18 protein-coding genes are annotated in these 17,372 nt (G+C 38.2%); 14 read left to right on the top strand and 4 right to left on the bottom strand.

Annotation, left to right across the window (positions count from 1 at the left end; genetic code table 11):
• From AC52RT_RS00830 to AC52RT_RS00815, 4 genes are all read left to right on the top strand, one after another.
• A partial coding sequence (locus tag AC52RT_RS00830; protein ID WP_495538998.1) for an anion permease occupies positions 1-339 on the top strand: 339 nt, incomplete at its 5' end.
• 128 nt (positions 340-467) lie between these two features.
• A complete protein-coding gene (locus tag AC52RT_RS00825) occupies positions 468-1,673 on the top strand; it encodes an EAL-associated domain-containing protein (protein ID WP_495538997.1) in 1,206 nt (401 codons plus the stop codon).
• A 71-nt stretch (positions 1,674-1,744) separates the two neighbouring features.
• Entirely contained in the window at positions 1,745-1,975 is a 231-nt protein-coding gene (locus tag AC52RT_RS00820; RefSeq protein WP_495538996.1) for a hypothetical protein, read from the top strand.
• Between the two features lie 151 nt (positions 1,976-2,126).
• The gene (locus tag AC52RT_RS00815; protein ID WP_495538995.1) at positions 2,127-2,768 is read left to right on the top strand and encodes a DUF3993 domain-containing protein; all 642 of its coding nucleotides are present in this window, start codon (positions 2,127-2,129) and stop codon (positions 2,766-2,768) included.
• A gap of 46 nt (positions 2,769-2,814) precedes the next feature.
• On the opposite strand, the gene AC52RT_RS00810 is transcribed toward AC52RT_RS00815, so the two are convergent.
• Positions 2,815-3,051, bottom strand: coding sequence for a glutaredoxin domain-containing protein (locus AC52RT_RS00810; protein WP_495538994.1), 237 nt, complete (start codon positions 3,049-3,051; stop codon positions 2,815-2,817).
• A 320-nt stretch (positions 3,052-3,371) separates the two neighbouring features.
• Between AC52RT_RS00810 and AC52RT_RS00805 the strand changes: the two genes are divergently transcribed.
• The 4 genes from AC52RT_RS00805 to AC52RT_RS00790 all read left to right on the top strand — a co-directional run bounded on the left by AC52RT_RS00805 (position 3,372) and on the right by AC52RT_RS00790 (position 6,359).
• Positions 3,372-3,608 carry a YkuJ family protein gene (locus AC52RT_RS00805; protein ID WP_040375978.1) on the top strand — a complete coding sequence of 79 codons (237 nt, stop codon included), beginning with the start codon at positions 3,372-3,374 and terminating at the stop codon, positions 3,606-3,608.
• A gap of 413 nt (positions 3,609-4,021) precedes the next feature.
• Positions 4,022-4,168 carry a hypothetical protein gene (locus AC52RT_RS00800; protein ID WP_495538993.1) on the top strand — a complete coding sequence of 49 codons (147 nt, stop codon included), beginning with the start codon at positions 4,022-4,024 and terminating at the stop codon, positions 4,166-4,168.
• A gap of 120 nt (positions 4,169-4,288) precedes the next feature.
• On the top strand, positions 4,289-4,732 hold the full coding sequence (gene cbpB, locus AC52RT_RS00795; protein WP_495538992.1) for a cyclic-di-AMP-binding protein CbpB: 444 nt from the start codon (positions 4,289-4,291) through the stop codon (positions 4,730-4,732).
• Positions 4,733-4,814: 82 nt separating this feature from the next.
• Positions 4,815-6,359: an MDR family MFS transporter gene (locus tag AC52RT_RS00790; RefSeq protein ID WP_495538991.1), complete on the top strand. Its 1,545-nt coding sequence runs from the start codon at positions 4,815-4,817 to the stop codon at positions 6,357-6,359.
• On the opposite strand, the gene AC52RT_RS00785 is transcribed toward AC52RT_RS00790, so the two are convergent.
• On the bottom strand, positions 6,321-7,055 hold the full coding sequence (locus tag AC52RT_RS00785; RefSeq protein ID WP_495538990.1) for a sulfite exporter TauE/SafE family protein: 735 nt from the start codon (positions 7,053-7,055) through the stop codon (positions 6,321-6,323). The genes AC52RT_RS00790 and AC52RT_RS00785 overlap by 39 nt on opposite strands.
• A gap of 104 nt (positions 7,056-7,159) precedes the next feature.
• Between AC52RT_RS00785 and ccpC the strand changes: the two genes are divergently transcribed.
• The 6 genes from ccpC to AC52RT_RS00755 all read left to right on the top strand — a co-directional run bounded on the left by ccpC (position 7,160) and on the right by AC52RT_RS00755 (position 15,156).
• Entirely contained in the window at positions 7,160-8,050 is an 891-nt protein-coding gene (gene ccpC / locus AC52RT_RS00780) for a transcriptional regulator CcpC (RefSeq protein ID WP_495538989.1), read from the top strand.
• 129 nt (positions 8,051-8,179) lie between these two features.
• On the top strand, positions 8,180-8,887 hold the full coding sequence (gene dapD / locus AC52RT_RS00775) for a 2,3,4,5-tetrahydropyridine-2,6-dicarboxylate N-acetyltransferase (RefSeq protein ID WP_495538988.1): 708 nt from the start codon (positions 8,180-8,182) through the stop codon (positions 8,885-8,887).
• Between the two features lie 78 nt (positions 8,888-8,965).
• The gene (locus AC52RT_RS00770) at positions 8,966-10,096 is read left to right on the top strand and encodes an N-acetyldiaminopimelate deacetylase (RefSeq protein WP_495538987.1); all 1,131 of its coding nucleotides are present in this window, start codon (positions 8,966-8,968) and stop codon (positions 10,094-10,096) included.
• Positions 10,097-10,743: 647 nt separating this feature from the next.
• A complete protein-coding gene (locus AC52RT_RS00765; protein ID WP_495538986.1) occupies positions 10,744-12,501 on the top strand; it encodes an ABC transporter ATP-binding protein in 1,758 nt (585 codons plus the stop codon).
• Positions 12,498-14,318, top strand: coding sequence for an ABC transporter ATP-binding protein (locus AC52RT_RS00760; RefSeq protein WP_495538985.1), 1,821 nt, complete (start codon positions 12,498-12,500; stop codon positions 14,316-14,318). The genes AC52RT_RS00765 and AC52RT_RS00760 overlap by 4 nt, the downstream gene beginning before the upstream one ends.
• Before the next feature lie 178 nt (positions 14,319-14,496).
• Positions 14,497-15,156, top strand: a complete 660-nt coding sequence (locus tag AC52RT_RS00755) for a potassium channel family protein (protein WP_495538984.1) — start codon at positions 14,497-14,499, stop codon at positions 15,154-15,156.
• Positions 15,157-15,194: 38 nt separating this feature from the next.
• Here the strand turns inward: AC52RT_RS00755 and rnjA are convergent, their stop codons facing one another.
• Complete coding sequence (gene rnjA, locus AC52RT_RS00750; protein ID WP_495538983.1) at positions 15,195-16,862, bottom strand: ribonuclease J1; 1,668 nt, start codon at positions 16,860-16,862, stop codon at positions 15,195-15,197.
• Positions 16,863-16,865: 3 nt separating this feature from the next.
• Positions 16,866-17,081: a DNA-dependent RNA polymerase subunit epsilon gene (locus AC52RT_RS00745; RefSeq protein WP_495538982.1), complete on the bottom strand. Its 216-nt coding sequence runs from the start codon at positions 17,079-17,081 to the stop codon at positions 16,866-16,868.
• Between the last annotated feature and the right edge of the window lie 291 nt (positions 17,082-17,372).

Genomic DNA, 17,372 nt, shown 5'->3' with positions numbered 1-17,372 from the left:
ATCATTGGAGATGCCGGTCCTTATAGTTTATTAGCATTACTCTATATTATAACCTTGATTGGTGTTCAATTTGTCTCCAATATTGCCATAACAATGTTTATAGCTCCTATTGCATTTACTGTGGCAGTTAACATGCATTATAGTCCAGTACCTATTTTAGTAAGTGTAACAGTAGCTGCGGCTCTGCCGTTTTCTACCCCAAGAGCATCATCAACAAATGCACTGGTAATGACAGCTGGTGACTATAATTATAAAGACTTTGCCATTGTTGGAATAGGAATGCAAGTCTTAATTGGTCTTATCGTAATTGTGACGATCCCGATCTTTTTCCCTTTTTAAGGGAAAGGGCGGACCGAAAAAATCCGTACCTTTATGGTACGGTTTTTTTTTATCATTTTTTTTGAATTTTCGTACACGTCAACTAATGATATACTTTTTATGTAGAGATGATGATAGGGGGGAACGTCTTGAATTCAGAAGATATACTAGCTAACCTTGACCGGGTCCAGCCTTTTTTTCAACCTATCTTTAGTGCTGATGAGCATCGTGTGGCAGGGTTTGAAATATTAGGCCGATATAAAACAGAAACCGGTTATCAGAGCCTAGGGCCGTTTTTCCTTGATAGCAAAATTCCAATGGAGTATCGAAATGAAGTGGATAATTATTTACTTGATCAAGCTTTAGCTGTACTGTCGGCTAAAGAAGGAGATTTTTTAATCTTTATTAATCGAGATCCCAATTTGCTGATGTTTGATCACGGAGAAGAATTTTTATCCATTATCCAAAAATATTTTCAGGGTGATGCCGCTTCACGTATTGTTCTCGAACTAACTGATACCGATTATGAGGAGATTCTGGATTCATTGCAGCATGTACTGTCATATTATAAAACGTTTGGCATTAAGATTGCGCTTGATCATATTGGGGCGGAAAGCAAAATGGATCGAATTGCACAGATATCACCGCATATTGTAAAGGTGAATTTAGAACAGCTGCGAAAAACGAGCGGTGAAGTTACTCAGGTCATTCTATTTTCTTTAAGCTTTTTAGCGCGAAAAATCGGGGCTAATCTGCTGTTTGAACATATCGAGAGCCAATACCAATTAAGGTATGCATGGAAAAACGGGGGTCGCTATTATCAAGGGTTTTTGCTTGCAAAGCCTGAACTAGAGCTGGTTGACCGGGATATATTACGCGAAAATTTCAAAAAAGAATGTCGTGGTTTTATCACTCTAGAAATGAAAAAGTTGGAAAATGTTTACCGATTAACCAATAAATTTAATGAAGACATGAAGTCCTTTATGGCTAAACACAAAAAAACTGCCGGCTATGGAGAATGGCTCCATACTCTGGCCGAAAAAATTGAATCAATGTCCTTCCGTCTTTATATATGTAACGAAGAAGGTTTTCAAATATCACCAAATATCCTGAAAAAAGAAAGAAAGTGGATTGTACAAGAAACATATATGGGGAAGAACTGGAGCTGGCGTCCTTATTTTCTTGAAAATATTGTTGAGATGAAGCATGAAAAAAAAGGAATATTATCTGATTTATATAGTGATATCGAATCAGGGGAAACCATTCGAACGTTCTCCTTCCCACTCGATCATAACAGCTATTTATTTATCGACCTTTCGTATGATTATTTGTATGAAAATGATGACTTATTATAATCAGCCCTTTGATGCATAAAGTTTGGTATCAAGTGTCAAGCTATTGGAAACAAATGATGGGAGAGTAATCATTGAGTACGTTTATTTGGATTTTATGCATCTTAGTAGTCATCATTATTCTATATTCCCTTTACTATAGCCTAGTGGTACTGAAGACACAAAAAGATAAAAAAAGAGAACTGGACCCCTCTATTGAAGGGTCTGCTCATGAACACCCTTATTTATTAAATCCAATTTTTCTTGCACTAATTCTTGCTGCAGTAGTAGTGGCCGGCTTTATTTTTTATTATGTCTTTAAATAACTTTTCTACTTGCAGGATAAACCCTGCAAGTTTTTTTATCCTTTCATGGAACCCACCGTGTTAGAGAACCTGAAAGAAAGACGTTTGCCTTCTAGACAAGCGGGTACATAATTAATAACTTACCGTTCCAACACAACTTAGGAGGCGAATTATGAATAAATTCAGGGCATTATTTGCAGGTGTATTCCTATTTAGTTTGTTTACCTTAGCCCAGACAACTGCTGCTGAGAATATACATAGAGATGAAGTCTTTACAACACTTGAAAAAGCTTTCAATCAACAGGTAGAAATCAGTGAGAAAGCAAGAAGCATCCAAGAAATTGAAGAAAAACTGAAACCGTATTTTACAAGTGAAATGATTAATAAATTTGTTAAGGAAAATGTTGTAAAAGTAGATGGCGGCTATGCCACTTTAGGATCTGATTCAGCAGAAAACTATATTCCATTCTTTAGCTATAATGACCATACAACCATTGAAAAAAGTAAAGACGAAGAAAAACTGGTGATTAGTGAAGATATGGCTGAACATTCAGAGGGTCCGATAACTTATACGAATTCTGAAACAGTACTATTGGTCAAGCAACAAGGAAAGTGGAAGGTGCATCAAATAAATTTTGAAACTGAAAAAAAGCAGGAAAACAAACAAGTCCAGGGTGATCAAATAAGCAGTAAATCTACAATGGAAAAATTAAGTACAGAAACACTAGGATTTACTATTCTTTCACAGAGTATTGTTACCTCCTTAAATCGTTTTCAATCTCAGGCTTTTTCAACAGTTAACGATATTTACTAAAATAGAACCCAAGCCCAATTTTCGGGCTTGGGTTCTACTTTGACGTTTAGTCTATGGATAGTGCTTTTTTCATTTTGTCTATTTCAAATCCAATAATAACTTCATCTTTAATAATGACCGTTGGAGTTGAATATGAACCATATTTCTTAGTCAGTTCATTCATCGCTGCAGAATCAGCGCGTATATCTTTTTCCGTATACGTAATGTTGTTTTCTTTAAAAAACAGTTTAACAATTTTGCATGGCGGGCAGTCCGGTTGAGTATAGAGTATTACGTCATTCATTGTTCAGAACCTCCAGATAAAAGTAATAGCTTTATTATTATAGAAGAAATTGATGAGCTTGAATAGAAAACCGTATCAGCACATAATGGTTCTTGTTTGACACTGAAGGTAGGATTTATGAAACATACTTACATGGGTTGTTTGGGCAAAATTCTCCTAATAACTGTTTATTATAGGCAACTAATTATTGTGTAAAAGTTGTCTGTCCGATTATATCAAAGTTTTTTAAGATTCTGAAATTAAAACATGCGTGTTATTGGATAGTTTTTTGTGATATAGTGAAACCTATCGAATAGGTTTTATTAGAAGGGAGTGGGAGTATGTCTCAATTACAGGGCATTCTTACCAGATTGAAAAGTTTACAAGAGCAGGCGAAGGAAACCGAATCTGCAGAGCGTTTTTTTGAAATAGATGGAGTGAAAAAATGCCAGGTTACATATTTCAGCAAAACGGAAATGTTTGAATTAGAAGTGTTTAGTGATAAGAACAAGTCTTCTAAATATCAATTTGATAATATTGATATGATTACTATTGAAATCTTTGATCTTTTACTGTAAAGTATCACAAATAGAAAAACAGCCTGGTGTTTATCAGGCTGTTTTTTTTTTAAGCTTGTCTTTGATGATAGTAACAAATTATTTACTGGAAACATGTGGTATAATTAAAGACCATATCCGTCGGAGATATAATTCTGATGACATGGAGAGTTTCTGAAACAATCAAGAGCTTACAAGTTCATTACCTTAGCAAAATTCTTACGTTCGAAAGAGGTGGGCAATGGGTTTATATCTCATTTTGATATTATTATTTTTTGGGGTGCTTTTGTTGTGGGCAGAGCTCATTTTCGCGAAAAGAGAATTAGCTGCCATTCGGCAGACACTTGAAAAAATAGAGACCAATCTGACTAAGAAATCCTAGTAATAGGTATTTATTTCACTTTCTGCTGTATCCTAAAGCAGGAGGGCTGAAAATGAAAATGCCTAAATGTGTATGTCCTTTGTGCAACAAAACAAATGATTTGAATAGAGTGATAACGGCACAATCCAATCAAAATATGATTTATAAATGTTTAGAGTGTGAGTATACACTTCGTAACATCCAGGTAAGTAAAGGGTAATGAAATGGCATTGAAACGGTTACAAAATTTCTATTTCAAAGTAAGAATCTTTCCTTTTCCTATGTTACACTAGAACTGTAAGAAAAATATGACTACTTTTATTAGGTAAGGAGTTTTGACATGATTGGTATTCATGATGGGAATTTACTCGAATGCAGCGTGAAAGACATGATGATACCTTCAGAAAGGGTTGCGCACGTCCAAGTGACGAACAACCTAGAGCATACCCTGCTGGTTCTGACTAAAAGCGGGTATACAGCCATTCCAGTGTTAGACCCAATGTATAAACTACACGGTCTTATCAGTACACCGGTTATCCTTGAATCTATCTTAGGCCTGCAGCGAATTGAGTTCGAGGAACTTGAAAACAAAAAAGTTTCTGAGATTATGACTGTTACTATTCCGCGTCTTCATATTGAAGATAAAATAAAAAAAGGCCTTGAACTTTTAATTGATCATCCTTTTGTTTGTGTGGTTGATGAAGATGGGATATTTGAAGGAATTTTAACGAGAAGAGCAATTCTGAAAATAGTTAATCGAGATCTTCTAGATGCTGCTAAATAGGAAAACATAACGCTCCCTTTACGGGGGCGTTATGTTTGCCTTCTGGAAAAAACACATAATGAAAACATAGAGGGTGAACGAAGTGCAACAGACAGCAAGAAAAAACAGTGGAGAAAAGGTCACAAAGAAAAACTTCGTACTGGCGGCAGTTATGCTGGCAATGTTCATGAATGCCATCGAAGGAACGATCGTATCCACAGCGATGCCTGCAATTGTTGGAGACCTTGGCGGGTTTTCTTTGTATAGCTGGGTGTTTTCAAGTTACTTGCTTATGAATGCAGTTACTGTTTTGATATATGGGAAACTTTCTGATCTATTTGGCAGAAAGCCAATCTTACTAATTGGAATCATTATCTTTTTAATCGGCTCTATCTTATGTGGGTTTGCTAATTCGATGCATGAATTAATTTTATTTAGGTTCATACAGGGATTTGGGGCCGGTGCAATTGCTCCGGTGGCATCGACCATTATTGGTGATATCTATGTCAAACAAGAGCGTGCCAAGGTTCAAGGATACCTTTCAAGTGTCTGGGGAATATCGGCTGTTTTGGGGCCGGCTCTAGGAGGGATTCTGGTTGAAAGTGTCACCTGGCGGCTAATTTTTTGGATTAACATCCCGCTTGGTATCCTTTCGATGTGTTTATTGTGGTTCTTTCTTCACGAAAAAGTGGAAAAGAAAAAGGCAGTCATTGACTATAGCGGCGCAGTACTATTAACGGTATCGATTTCGTCTTTCATGATTATTCTTGTTCAGGGGGGCGTAGAGTGGCAATGGACTTCTGCTCCGATTATCAGTTTAATTATCTTGGGTGTTAGTGCGTTTGTCTGCTTCATTTGGCAGGAAGGCAGGACCCCTGAACCGATGATGCCGTTTGAAATTTGGCGTGAACGCTCTATTTTAATCGCGAATATCGTCTCACTGGCAACAGGAATTATGTTGATTGGATTTTCCAGCTTCTTGCCGACATATGTACAAGGTGTCATGGAACGATCACCAACAGTCGCAGGCTTTACACTGACGGCGATGTCCATCGGTTGGCCTATTGCTTCAACCTTCGCTGGAAGTCTGTTAATGAAAATCGGCTTTAAAGCGACTTCTCTTTTAGGAGGAGGGTCACTCATTTTCGGCAGTTTACTGTTAGCCTTTATGCCTGCCGGCGCTGGTCCTTTATATGCAGCTACTGGATCCTTTTTTGTAGGAGTAGGAATGGGGTTCACGTCTACTTCGTTTATAGTTATGATACAAAGTACAGTAAGCTGGGAACGACGCGGTATTGCAACAGCATCCAATATGTTTATGAGGAACCTAGGAAACACAATAGGAGCTGCCTTCTTAGGAGGTGTCATGAACAGTAGTTTTCAATCGTACCTCAATCAACATGCAGGAAGTGAAGAGCCTTTATCCATTGATTCGGCCAATCAACTGCTTGATCGTGAGGAACGTATGTTATTGCCCAATGAAACCGTACAACTCCTTCAGGAGGGGTTGTCTGCCGCACTGCATAACGTCTATCTAATTGTCCTGCTATTTGCCGCACTGAGTATGGTATTCCTTTTATTTATACCGAGAGGAAGCAAGCAGACTGAATTAAAAAAGAAGGCGGTACATAAGTTGAATGATAAGTAATAGGGTGACACAGTGTAGAATGAGATGTAGATAGGCAGTGGAAATCCTTCTTGCTGCAAAAATGGCTGCCTGAGCACCGCCGAGAGAACCGAGTGCATAAAAGATGGCCATTTCCCAGATGAAGTTTCCTGCTGCTAAGTAAGTAATAAATGCGGCAAGACAGCTGATAAAGGTTTGAAATCTCGTCAAGGCAAGTGATTTAAGATAAGCCGCTCCACTATTTAAGAAGGTATACATGAGGAGAGTGGCTTGTCCTGGACCGAACATGCCATCATACACACTAATGCTGAAAAGGGCGGGATATGTTTTTTTGGGAAGGGACCAGCTGTGTGTTTCTTTGGCCTGCGGTTTCTTAAGGATACTGAGAATAAAAGCAGAAACCAATAACAGGACGGCTATGACATTCATTGTGTTTTCAGTAAATGAGTTAGCGAGTAGTCCCCCAATGAGACCGCCAAAAAGAGCAAACGGGATTAAGGCAGTAACATCATTAAATGTTAACTCTTTTTGTTTAATCAGTACAAAAAAGCTGGAGAAGGATGCGAAAATATTAGAAAATTTAGCTGTTGCAATGACATTGTGTATGGGGAAACCAAGTAATAGCATGGCTGGCATACCGATCATTCCGCCGCTGCCAGCCAATGTACCAATAAAGGTAGCCGTAAATCCAATTAGTATAAGTAAAGCCTCTGTCATATCAATCCCTCTTTTCCACTTAATTATATCGGGGATCTCTCAATAATAAAATTTTAATAAAATGATTGTAATCGATAAGAAAAACTAATCAAGGAGGACGACCGATGTCATTTTCAGAGTTTCAAATGTTATCTGTTCTTGCGCAGGAGTTAAACATGCGTAAAGCAGCTGAACGACTCTTTGTTTCGCAGCCAGCACTTTCACAAAGACTTCATACGATTGAAAATGACTGGGGAAAAAAGTTATTCCTTCGCTCTCAAAAAGGACTCTCGCTTACTCCAGCTGGTGAGGAAGTTATACGATTTGCAAATGATGTCCTTGGAAAGGAAGAAAAAGTGAGGGAAACGCTCACAGCCATGGATCATGAAGTATATGGAACGTTGAAAATTGCTTGTGCCTCCATCGTCGGACAAAATTGGCTGCCACAGGTTCTAAAGAAATTCGTAAGAAAGTATCCATATGCAAAAATATCACTTATAACTGGATGGAGCAGTGAAATTTTAAAAACTTTATATGAGGGTCAGGTTCATATCGGGGTAATTAGAGGTGCACCAGACTGGAAAGGGTATAAGCAGCATTTGTTTACGGATATGCTGTATCTAGTTGATACGGAAATGAATGATTTAAGTCAAGTACTTGAAACCGATCGGCCGTTTATTCAATTTAAAAGTGATTCAAATTATTATCAAGAAATACAGGATTGGTGGCATCGCCAGTTTCAAACAACTCCTAAAAATACAATTATCGTGGATCAAATTGAAACATGTAAGCAAATGGTTTTCAATGGTATCGGATATGCGATTCTTCCGGCCATTACCTTACATGATAAGGATCAAAATATTTTTAAAATTCCATTGCTGGATGGACAAAATCATTCAATTGAACGCGATACATGGCTTTGCGGTTACGAGTCATCATTTGAATTGAAGCAAGTTCAGGCCTTTAAAGAAGTGGTTGAAGAACATATTCGCAGCCAAGGGATGGTTAGTAAATAACTTATAATAAGTTTATTCAAATTAGAACATTCAGTTCTTTCTTTTTGGTAGAACTATATTTCTTGTTTTACAAGCGTATGTTTGATACATTTAAGTCTGTTTATTATAGTTGATGAGGAGGAAGTACATATGAAAAAAATGGATGCTCATGAAATTATTGCGTTTATTCAAAACAGTACGAAATCAACACCTGTGAAGGTATACCTTAAAGGTGATTTAGAGAATATCGATTTTGGAGCGGCTTCTAAAACGTTCATTACTGGTAACACTGGTGTGGTATTTGGAGAATGGTCTGATATAAGTGCGGCCATTACCGATAACGATAAAATCGAAGATGTTGTGGTTGAAAATGACCGCAGAAATTCTGCTATTCCTACGCTTGATTTGAAGGGTGTAAAGGCACGTATCGAACCAGGAGCGATTATTCGCGACCAAGTTGAAATAGGGGACAATGCGGTAATTATGATGGGAGCTTCCATTAATATTGGAGCTGTTATCGGAGAAGGTACGATGATCGATATGAATGCCGTTCTTGGCGGACGGGCTACCGTCGGTAAAAATTGTCACGTAGGTGCAGGAGCAGTTCTTGCTGGAGTAATCGAACCGCCTTCCGCAAAACCTGTCGTCCTTGAAGATGATGTATTAATCGGAGCTAACGCCGTTATCCTTGAAGGGGTAACGATTGGTGAAGGATCCGTAGTTGCGGCTGGAGCGGTTGTCACCAAAGATGTCCCTGCATTCTCAGTTGCAGCTGGAATACCTGCTAAAGTAATTAAACAAATCGATGAAAAAACTAAATCAAAAACAGAAATTATGCAAGAGCTACGTCAGCTGTAATCGCCAGAGATCTTTATTAATTCATATCATTAAAGCGTGGATGCTTGTTATCCACGCTTTCGCTATAGGGGGAAAGATATGGAACAGCTTAATCCATTTACGAAAATTCGCAGAGACCTGCATAAAATTCCCGAAACAGGGTTTAAAGAGGTTAAAACCCAACAATATCTTTTAGACTATATACACAGTCTGCCTCAGGAACGATTAGAAATAGAAACGTGGAAAACAGGAATTTTTGTAAAAATCAAGGGAACAAATCCACATAAGACGATTGGCTATCGCGCAGATATCGATGGTCTTCCTATTGTCGAAGAAACAGATTTACCCTATCAATCAGAGCATTATGACCGTATGCATGCTTGTGGTCATGATTTTCATATGAGCATCGCATTAGGGCTGTTCACACACTTCGTACATACGGCAATAAATGATAATTTACTCTTTATCTTTCAACCTGCTGAAGAGGGGCCAGGCGGTGCCGAGCCTATGTTAAAATCGGCACCGATGGAAAGATGGAAACCAGACATGATTCTGGCTCTTCATATTGCACCAGAGTACCCAGTAGGTACAATAGCGATCAAGGAAGGGCTCTTATTCGCCAATACTTCAGAATTATTTATTGATTTAAAAGGAAAGGGTGGACATGCTGCCTATCCTCATGAAACCAATGATATGGTTGTTGCCGCTTGTACACTAGTAAGTCAACTGCAAACAATAGTTTCTCGAAATGTAAATCCGCTTGATTCAGCTGTCATAACAATTGGGAAGATTACTGGCGGTACGGTTCAGAACATTATCGCTGAAAATGCACGATTGGAAGGAACCATTCGAACACTAAATGCCGAATCCATGGCAAAGGTGAAAATGCGAATTGAACAATTAGTAAAGGGAATGGAAATCAGTTATCAGTGTCAAGCTGTGATAGACTATGGATGTATGTATTATCAGGTTCAGAATGAACCGCAATTAACCAATGAATTTATTGAATTTGCAGAGAAAGATGAAGACATTAACCTCTATCACTGTAAAGAAGCGATGACAGGGGAAGACTTTGGCTATATGCTAAAGGAAATACCAGGCTTTATGTTCTGGCTGGGAGTGGACTCAGAATATGGACTTCACAGCGCCAGGCTGAATCCAAATGAAAATGCGATAGAACGTGCAATAGCCTTTCTCACCCGCTACTTAACATATAAGGGATCACTCTAAAAAAATTGTCTTCAAAGAACCCTCCAGCTTTATGCTGGAGGTTTCTTTGAGATGTACTCTGATGCATTTTGCGATCCCCTTGCCAATTCTATCTATCACTCGCTTTTAAATAATAAAAGAATGTTAATTTTTGATGTTCATTAGCCATGCTTCGTTTAATCGCAACGCGTAGCTGTCTTTCAATTTCCGTTTACTTACCGTTTACGGTTGTAGCTAGAACCCGTATCACCATTGATGAATCAAATACTTGAACACCGAGGACGCTTGGTCCTTTAATATACTTTCTTCATTGTTTGCGCTGACTTCCTTGCAGGCGTCTTTAATTAATTCGGTCATTAAGATTTAAAATGAATAAACAATCCTTGTAACATCCTTTCTATGTGTAATGACTCCTCGAATTCTCTCAAACCTACGCACCTAAATTATTCCCTGTGCTAGTAAAGATAAAGGTTAATAAGAATAAATAGTATAGGTAGAAAGCAGGTAGAAATTTCTTTTATGCTAATTGTTAAAAAATATAAAATATTTGAAAAAATAGGTAGAAATTTATTTCGAAACTCGGTATATTAGATAATACGTTCTCTAACGAAGAACGAAACTATGTATACTCTATTTGGTTTTTTAACAGAAGAGAGGAGGACAAATAGATGGAGACGTTAAGAAAGTTAAAGGATTTTTATTGGCCGTATAAGCGGTACTTTTTTATATCACTGCTGTTCCTTATTATTGCTACGGCAATAACAGTGATCTACCCCGTCTTACTAAAAATTACCATTGATGAGGTAGCGCTAAATAAAAACTATAAGTTGGTGTCTTACCTAGCAGTAGGATTTGTTGGAATGATGGGAGTGAAAGGGCTGGCAACCTTTATCCAGCAGTACTATGGAGACGTATTTGGTGTATCAGCCGTATATAAATTACGGAATTCGTTATATGAGAAACTTCAATATTTACCCTTTCGTTATTATGACAATGCAAAGACTGGAGATTTAATGTCCCGTCTCACTGCTGATGTTGAAGGCTTCCGTTTTTTTCTTTCTTATGGTTTTTCAGAATTGCTGCGGTTTGTCTTAATGGTAAGTCTTTGTTTCGGAGTGATGATGTATTATTCTATTCCCTTAACGCTTGTTACACTTGCGACGCTACCCTTTCTTGCAGTAGTAGTTTACCAGTTTGATAAAAAAGTACATCCAGCTTTCAGAAAAGTCAGAAAATCATTTGGCCAGTTAAATACAAACGTACAGGAAAATATCAGTGGAATTAATACGGTCAAGTCATTATCACGAGAAGAGTTTGAAATTAATAAATTTAACAAGGCAAATAGAGATTATAAAGAAACCTCTCTTATGACGTCAGGAATTTGGGCAAAGTATTTCCCGCTTATGGAGCTGTTAGGAAACCTTTCTGTTGTTGCTTTACTAGCTTATGGAGGATATTTGGTCATTGGTAATCAACTTACATATGGCGAATTGGTTGCTTTTTATAGCCTCGTTGGGTACATTCTTTGGCCAATTATTAATCTAGGGTTTGTTATTAATATGTTCTCGCAGGCTAAAGCATCAGGGGAAAGATTACTTGAAATTATGGAGGAAGAAAAGCACATTGAAGTTAATCAAAATCCGATTATGAAAGATAACTTACTTGGTGCAGTAGACTTTCGCCATGTAACCCTTCAATATGCAGAAGATGATGACGCAGCCTTAGAGGATGTCTCTTTTACGGTGAAGCCAGGAAAGGTAGTTGGATTGATTGGGGCTACCGGAAGCGGGAAAACATCGATTACTCAGCTTATTACCCGGTTTTATGAACCGACTGAAGGAGAAATCCGGATTGATAATCAATCTATAAAAGATTATTCGCTTGATACACTTCGTAAGAATATTGGCTTTGTACTTCAGGAATCCTTTCTCTTCTCTTCAACCATTCGAGCGAACATTGCTTACGGAAACCCTGAGGCATCGTTGGAAGCAATCATTGATGCAGCCAAACGGGCCGATGCTCACGATTTTATCATGGAGCTGCCTGCTCAATACGACACGTTGCTTGGTGAACGCGGCATGGGACTATCCGGAGGACAAAAACAGCGGATTGCTATAGCAAGGGCTATTTGTATTAATCCAAGTATATTAATCCTAGATGATGCAACCAGTGCAGTGGATATGGAAACAGAATTCAAAATTCAAGCAGCCCTCAAAGATGTTATGAGAGATCGGACAACGGTTATTATTGCTCATCGAATATCTTCCTTGAAACACGCGGATGAAATACTTGTGCTTGATAATGGAAAAGTCAGTGAAAGAGGGACACATGAACAATTAATTAGGCGTAAAGGTACCTATCAACGAATCTATGATATTCAGTTTCAAGATAAAGAAGCGGTTTCTCTTGCAGGAGGGAGTATATGAAGCAAACTAACATAGAAAAAAGTGTTTTGAAACGATTTCAATATTCAACCGATCAAGTAATTGAAAAACCGTTTAATTATAAGCAAATGGTTCGCTTATTTCGTTATATATTACCTTATTCAAGGACGCTGCTGCCGCTTGCAATCCTAATGGTGTTGCTGACAACGGCTATTAAATTAGTGATTCCCACTTTAATTGGAGTCTATACGCTTGATGGAGCAATTGAGAATAAAGACATTTCACAGCTTTATCTTCTTGTTGCCATTTTATGCGGTATGTATGTAGTTTCTTATGCGGCCAATATCTTCAGAATAAAATGGATGAATGAACTAGGGCAAAATGTTATATACGATCTTCGTAAGCATTTATTCACGCATGTCCAAAGCTTATCTCATCGGTTTTTTGATCAGCGTTCGGCTGGGTCAATTTTAGTCCGAATAATGAATGATATTAATTCATTACAGGAACTCTTTACGAATGGTGTCATTAATTTATTGATGGATGTAGTCCTTTTGATTGGAGTAATCGTCATCCTCTTTATTTTGAGTCCACCGTTAACTCTAGCGATTTTGATTATTCTCCCAATCATGTTCTTTATTTCAACCAGCTTACGGAAGAAAATCCGCAAAAGCTGGCAGGTTGTTCGAATTAAACAAGCTAAATTGAACTCTCATTTAAATGAAAGCATTCAAGGGATCCGGATTACACAATCTTTCACGCAGGAAAAGGAAAATATGGCCTTCTTTGATGGGGTCAACGAGGAGAATTTTGTAAGCTGGAAAGATGCATCGAAAAAGAATGCGGTTTTTCGCCCCTTAGTGGAGATGACCAATGCAGTTGGTACAGCCGTATTGATCTGGTACGGGACACACCTTATTCAGAATGAAACGATTACGATCGGTGTGTTTGTTTCATTCGCATTTTATCTAGGGATGTTCTGGGAACCAATCTCAAGACTTGGTCAAGTCTACAATCAATTATTGGTAGGTATGGCCTCGTCTGAACGAATCTTTGAATATATTGATGAGAAGCCGCTGATTGATGAGCGAAAGGATGCTATTCGATTGGAAAAGATGAGAGGTGAAATCATCTTTGATCACGTAGACTTCTCCTATGATGGAAAACGCCAAGCATTAAAGAACATTAGTTTGAAGATGAAGGCAGGACAGTCAATAGCGCTTGTTGGACATACTGGTTCTGGTAAGACAACGATCGCAAGCCTTATCAGTCGTTTTTATGATTCAACTGGTGGATCCGTTAAAATTGATGGTGTTGATGTGCGAGATTTATCGGTAGACAGTCTTAGAGGAAATATCAGTATTGTCTTGCAAGATACCTTTATCTTTTCAGGGACGATTATGGAGAATATCCGCTTTGGCCGGCCTAATGCAACGGACTCAGAAGTTATTTCTGCCGCAAAGGCAGTGGGCGCAGACCACTTTATCAGCAGACTTCCAAATGATTATGGTACAGAGGTAGAAGAACGGGGAAATATTCTTTCTGTGGGTGAACGCCAATTATTATCTTTTGCCCGGGCATTGCTGGCAAACCCCAAAATACTTATTCTTGATGAAGCGACAGCGAGTATTGATACGGAAACGGAAGTTAAAATCCAAGAAGCACTAAAAACCCTATTAAAAGGTCGTACATCAATTATTATAGCTCATAGGCTTTCTACGATTAGAGATGCAGATAACATCTTCGTTCTTGATCATGGGGAAATCATTGAACAGGGTAATCACCACGAATTAATGAAGCATCAAGGTGATTACTACAACCTTGTTCAAGCACAATATACGCTTCAACAAATCAGTTAAGCTCACCTACCTGCCCAAACAAAAGGCAGGTAGGTTTTTTCATGTAGGGGGTATCTTGATGATTACGCATTCATAGTTTTTTATTTATTACACATGAGACTTGCAAAATGCTGTAAGTTTTAATTCGTTGTGCTAGAATAGGTATTATTTGATCAGATACAATTCTGGAGGTATTACTGTGAAAAAAGAATTTGTAGTGATTGGCCTTGGCCGTTTTGGCGGGAGTATTGTAAAAGCTCTAGCCGAAGAGGGCATGGAGGTGCTCGCTATTGATTTAGATGAAGATCGAGTCAATGAATATGCGATAATTGCTTCGCATGCTGTAGTTGGTGATACAACTGATGAGAATGTATTAAAAAGTCTAGGAATACGTAACTTTGATCACGTGATTGTAGCAATTGGAGACAATATTCAATCCAGTATTTTAACAACGCTAATGCTTAAAGAACTGGGAATAGGCAAGATTACAGTTAAAGCACAAAATGACTATCATGAAAAAGGGCTTCGAAAAATAGGAGCCGACCATGTTGTTCATCCAGAGCGGGATATGGGGAAACGAATTGCCCATAAAATTGTCTCAACCAATGTACTAGATTATCTAGAGCTTTCAGATGAACATTCAATCGTCGAAATTGTGGCAAGTGATAAAATGATTGGAAATACAATTATCGATTTAGATATTCGAGCAAGGTTTGGGATTAATATCGTGGCAGTAAAACGAGGAAAAGAAATTATTGTCTCGCCTCACGCTGGTGATATAATTCAGAAAGATGATATCTTAATCGTGATTGGTACAGATACAGATATTAATCGTTTTGAAAAGAAAGTCGTGCAATAAAAAACCGTTCCCAATGGGAACGGTTTTTTGTTCTGCTATTAAACTTCCATGATGATTGGTAAAATCATTGGACGTATTTTTGTTTTTTCGTAAAGGAATGGTGATAAGGTATCTGTAATCTCATTTTTGATTTCTGACCATTGAGTGGTTTTACGTTCCATTACTTTATTTAAATGCTTAGTAATTAGAGATTGAGCGTCACTGATTAAGTCACCAGATTCTCTCATGTAAACGAACCCTCTCGAGATAATGTCTGGACCAGCTGAAATTCTAAAGTCTTTCATGTTAATACTAACTACCACAATAACAAGTCCCTCTTCAGAGAGGATACGGCGGTCACGTAATACGATATTCCCGATATCGCCAATACCACTGCCATCAATATAAACGGAACCAGAAGGGATTTTGCCGGCAATTTGAGCGGTTTTGTCGCTTAACGCCAACACATCACCATTGTCCATCATGAAACAGTTTTCTGCTGGAACGCCACAGTCAATTGCATGTTGCGAATGCATTTTTTGCATACGGTACTCACCATGAATTGGCATGAAGAATTTCGGCTTAATTAAGCGAAGCATTAATTTTTGTTCTTGTTGTCCACCGTGTCCTGAAGTATGAATATTGCTCAGTGGTCCGGAAACAACATCTGCACCGGCACGGTATAGTTGGTTAATCGTTCTAGAAACGCTAATTGTGTTTCCAGGAATTGGTGAGGAAGAAAAGACTACTGTATCTCCAGGAATGATTTGGATCTGGCGGTGAGTGCCATTTGCAATTCTTGACAATGCAGCCATCCGCTCTCCTTGGCTTCCTGTACATAAAATCGTTACCTTATTAGCAGGCAGTCGATTGATTTGCTGTGCATCGATAAACGTTTCCTTAGGGGCAACAATATAACCAAGATCTTGTCCGATATTAATGGCTGCTTCCATACTGCGTCCAAAAACAGCAACCTTACGGCCATTCGCTACGGCAGCTTCAATTACTTGCTGTAATCTATGGATATTTGATGCGAATGTAGCAAATATGATTCTGCCATCCACTTTACGGAAGATGTCATCAATACTTTCGCCGACTTTACGCTCTGACATAGTAAAGGTAGGGACTTCACTGTTCGTACTGTCTGATAGCAGGCAGAGTACGCCTTCCTTACCGATTTCAGCCATTTTAGTTAAGTTAGCGGGTTCTCCAACAGGAGTGAAATCAAACTTAAAATCTCCAGTATGAACAATTTGACCAGGAGGTGTTTTAACAACAATTCCATATGAATCAGGGATGCTGTGTGTAGTCCGGAAAAATGATACAGAAGTTTTCCGGAATTTAATCACGTCATCTTCCTGGATTTCAATCAAGTTAGTCGTACGAAGAAGGCCATGCTCTTCTAATTTATTACGAAGAAGACCTAGAGCAAGCTTACCGCCATAGACTGGAATATTTATTTGTTTTAAAAGATAAGGAATTCCGCCAATATGATCTTCATGACCATGCGTGATAAATAAGCCTTTAATTTTATCAACATTTTTAACTAAGTAACTATAATCTGGAATTACGTAATCAATTCCAAGAAGCTCATCTTCAGGGAATTTGATTCCTGCATCAATTATGACAATTTCATCTTGAAATTGTACTGCGTATGTGTTTTTACCGATCTCGCCTAGTCCGCCTAATGCGAAAACGCCCGTCTGGTCATTTTTAACGAATTTCATAAATTATCCTAGCTCCAATACTTTAAAATCTGGATTATTTTGTTTTTCATACTCGAAATATGCACCTGTTACGGGTTCAACATATTCTACGTTATAAGGCTGGTCCTTAATTTTGAGACGAGCCTCACGTATTGAATCCGCTTCAACATATATGGTACGAGTATGCTCACGCACGGCTGCCTCTTTAAGGGTTTCTTGATAATAAACTTTAAAAATCATTCTTAATCTCTCCTATTCATTTTCAATTACTAATTTCATTATATATAAAAACAACAATTTTTTCATGTTTTACAAGAAAAAACAGAGTGCTTCTCAAATATGGTAAGGGTGAGATGCGGTCCACCAAGGGGAGGACATAGGTTTGAAACGGTATCTGTCGGTTGATCGCTGTCATTGTTAATTCGACCTTATACTCACCCAGCATGGAATGACGAATTATGTATGACGAATAAAATGGGCTTACCATGAAACATTACAATAAGAAAGAAGTCCTTCGCAAGTTTTTGAAGA

It is taken from the genome of Peribacillus sp. (genome assembly GCF_059453735.1).
The sequence above is the reverse complement of the archived record's forward strand: the minus strand, read 5'-3'. Positions and strand labels throughout refer to the sequence as shown.

Coding starts and splice junctions, on each gene's coding strand:
- dapD (WP_495538988.1), top strand. CDS start 8,180: ATGAAAAAAATGGATGCTCATGAAATTATTGCGTTTATTCAAAACAGT.
- AC52RT_RS00770 (WP_495538987.1), top strand. CDS start 8,966: ATGGAACAGCTTAATCCATTTACGAAAATTCGCAGAGACCTGCATAAA.
- AC52RT_RS00765 (WP_495538986.1), top strand. CDS start 10,744: ATGGAGACGTTAAGAAAGTTAAAGGATTTTTATTGGCCGTATAAGCGG.
- AC52RT_RS00745 (WP_495538982.1), bottom strand. CDS start 17,081: ATGATTTTTAAAGTTTATTATCAAGAAACCCTTAAAGAGGCAGCCGTG.
- AC52RT_RS00800 (WP_495538993.1), top strand. CDS start 4,022: ATGAAAATGCCTAAATGTGTATGTCCTTTGTGCAACAAAACAAATGAT.
- AC52RT_RS00810 (WP_495538994.1), bottom strand. CDS start 3,051: ATGAATGACGTAATACTCTATACTCAACCGGACTGCCCGCCATGCAAA.
- AC52RT_RS00760 (WP_495538985.1), top strand. CDS start 12,498: ATGAAGCAAACTAACATAGAAAAAAGTGTTTTGAAACGATTTCAATAT.
- AC52RT_RS00785 (WP_495538990.1), bottom strand. CDS start 7,055: ATGACAGAGGCTTTACTTATACTAATTGGATTTACGGCTACCTTTATT.
- rnjA (WP_495538983.1), bottom strand. CDS start 16,862: ATGAAATTCGTTAAAAATGACCAGACGGGCGTTTTCGCATTAGGCGGA.
- AC52RT_RS00815 (WP_495538995.1), top strand. CDS start 2,127: ATGAATAAATTCAGGGCATTATTTGCAGGTGTATTCCTATTTAGTTTG.
- cbpB (WP_495538992.1), top strand. CDS start 4,289: ATGATTGGTATTCATGATGGGAATTTACTCGAATGCAGCGTGAAAGAC.
- ccpC (WP_495538989.1), top strand. CDS start 7,160: ATGTCATTTTCAGAGTTTCAAATGTTATCTGTTCTTGCGCAGGAGTTA.
- AC52RT_RS00805 (WP_040375978.1), top strand. CDS start 3,372: ATGTCTCAATTACAGGGCATTCTTACCAGATTGAAAAGTTTACAAGAG.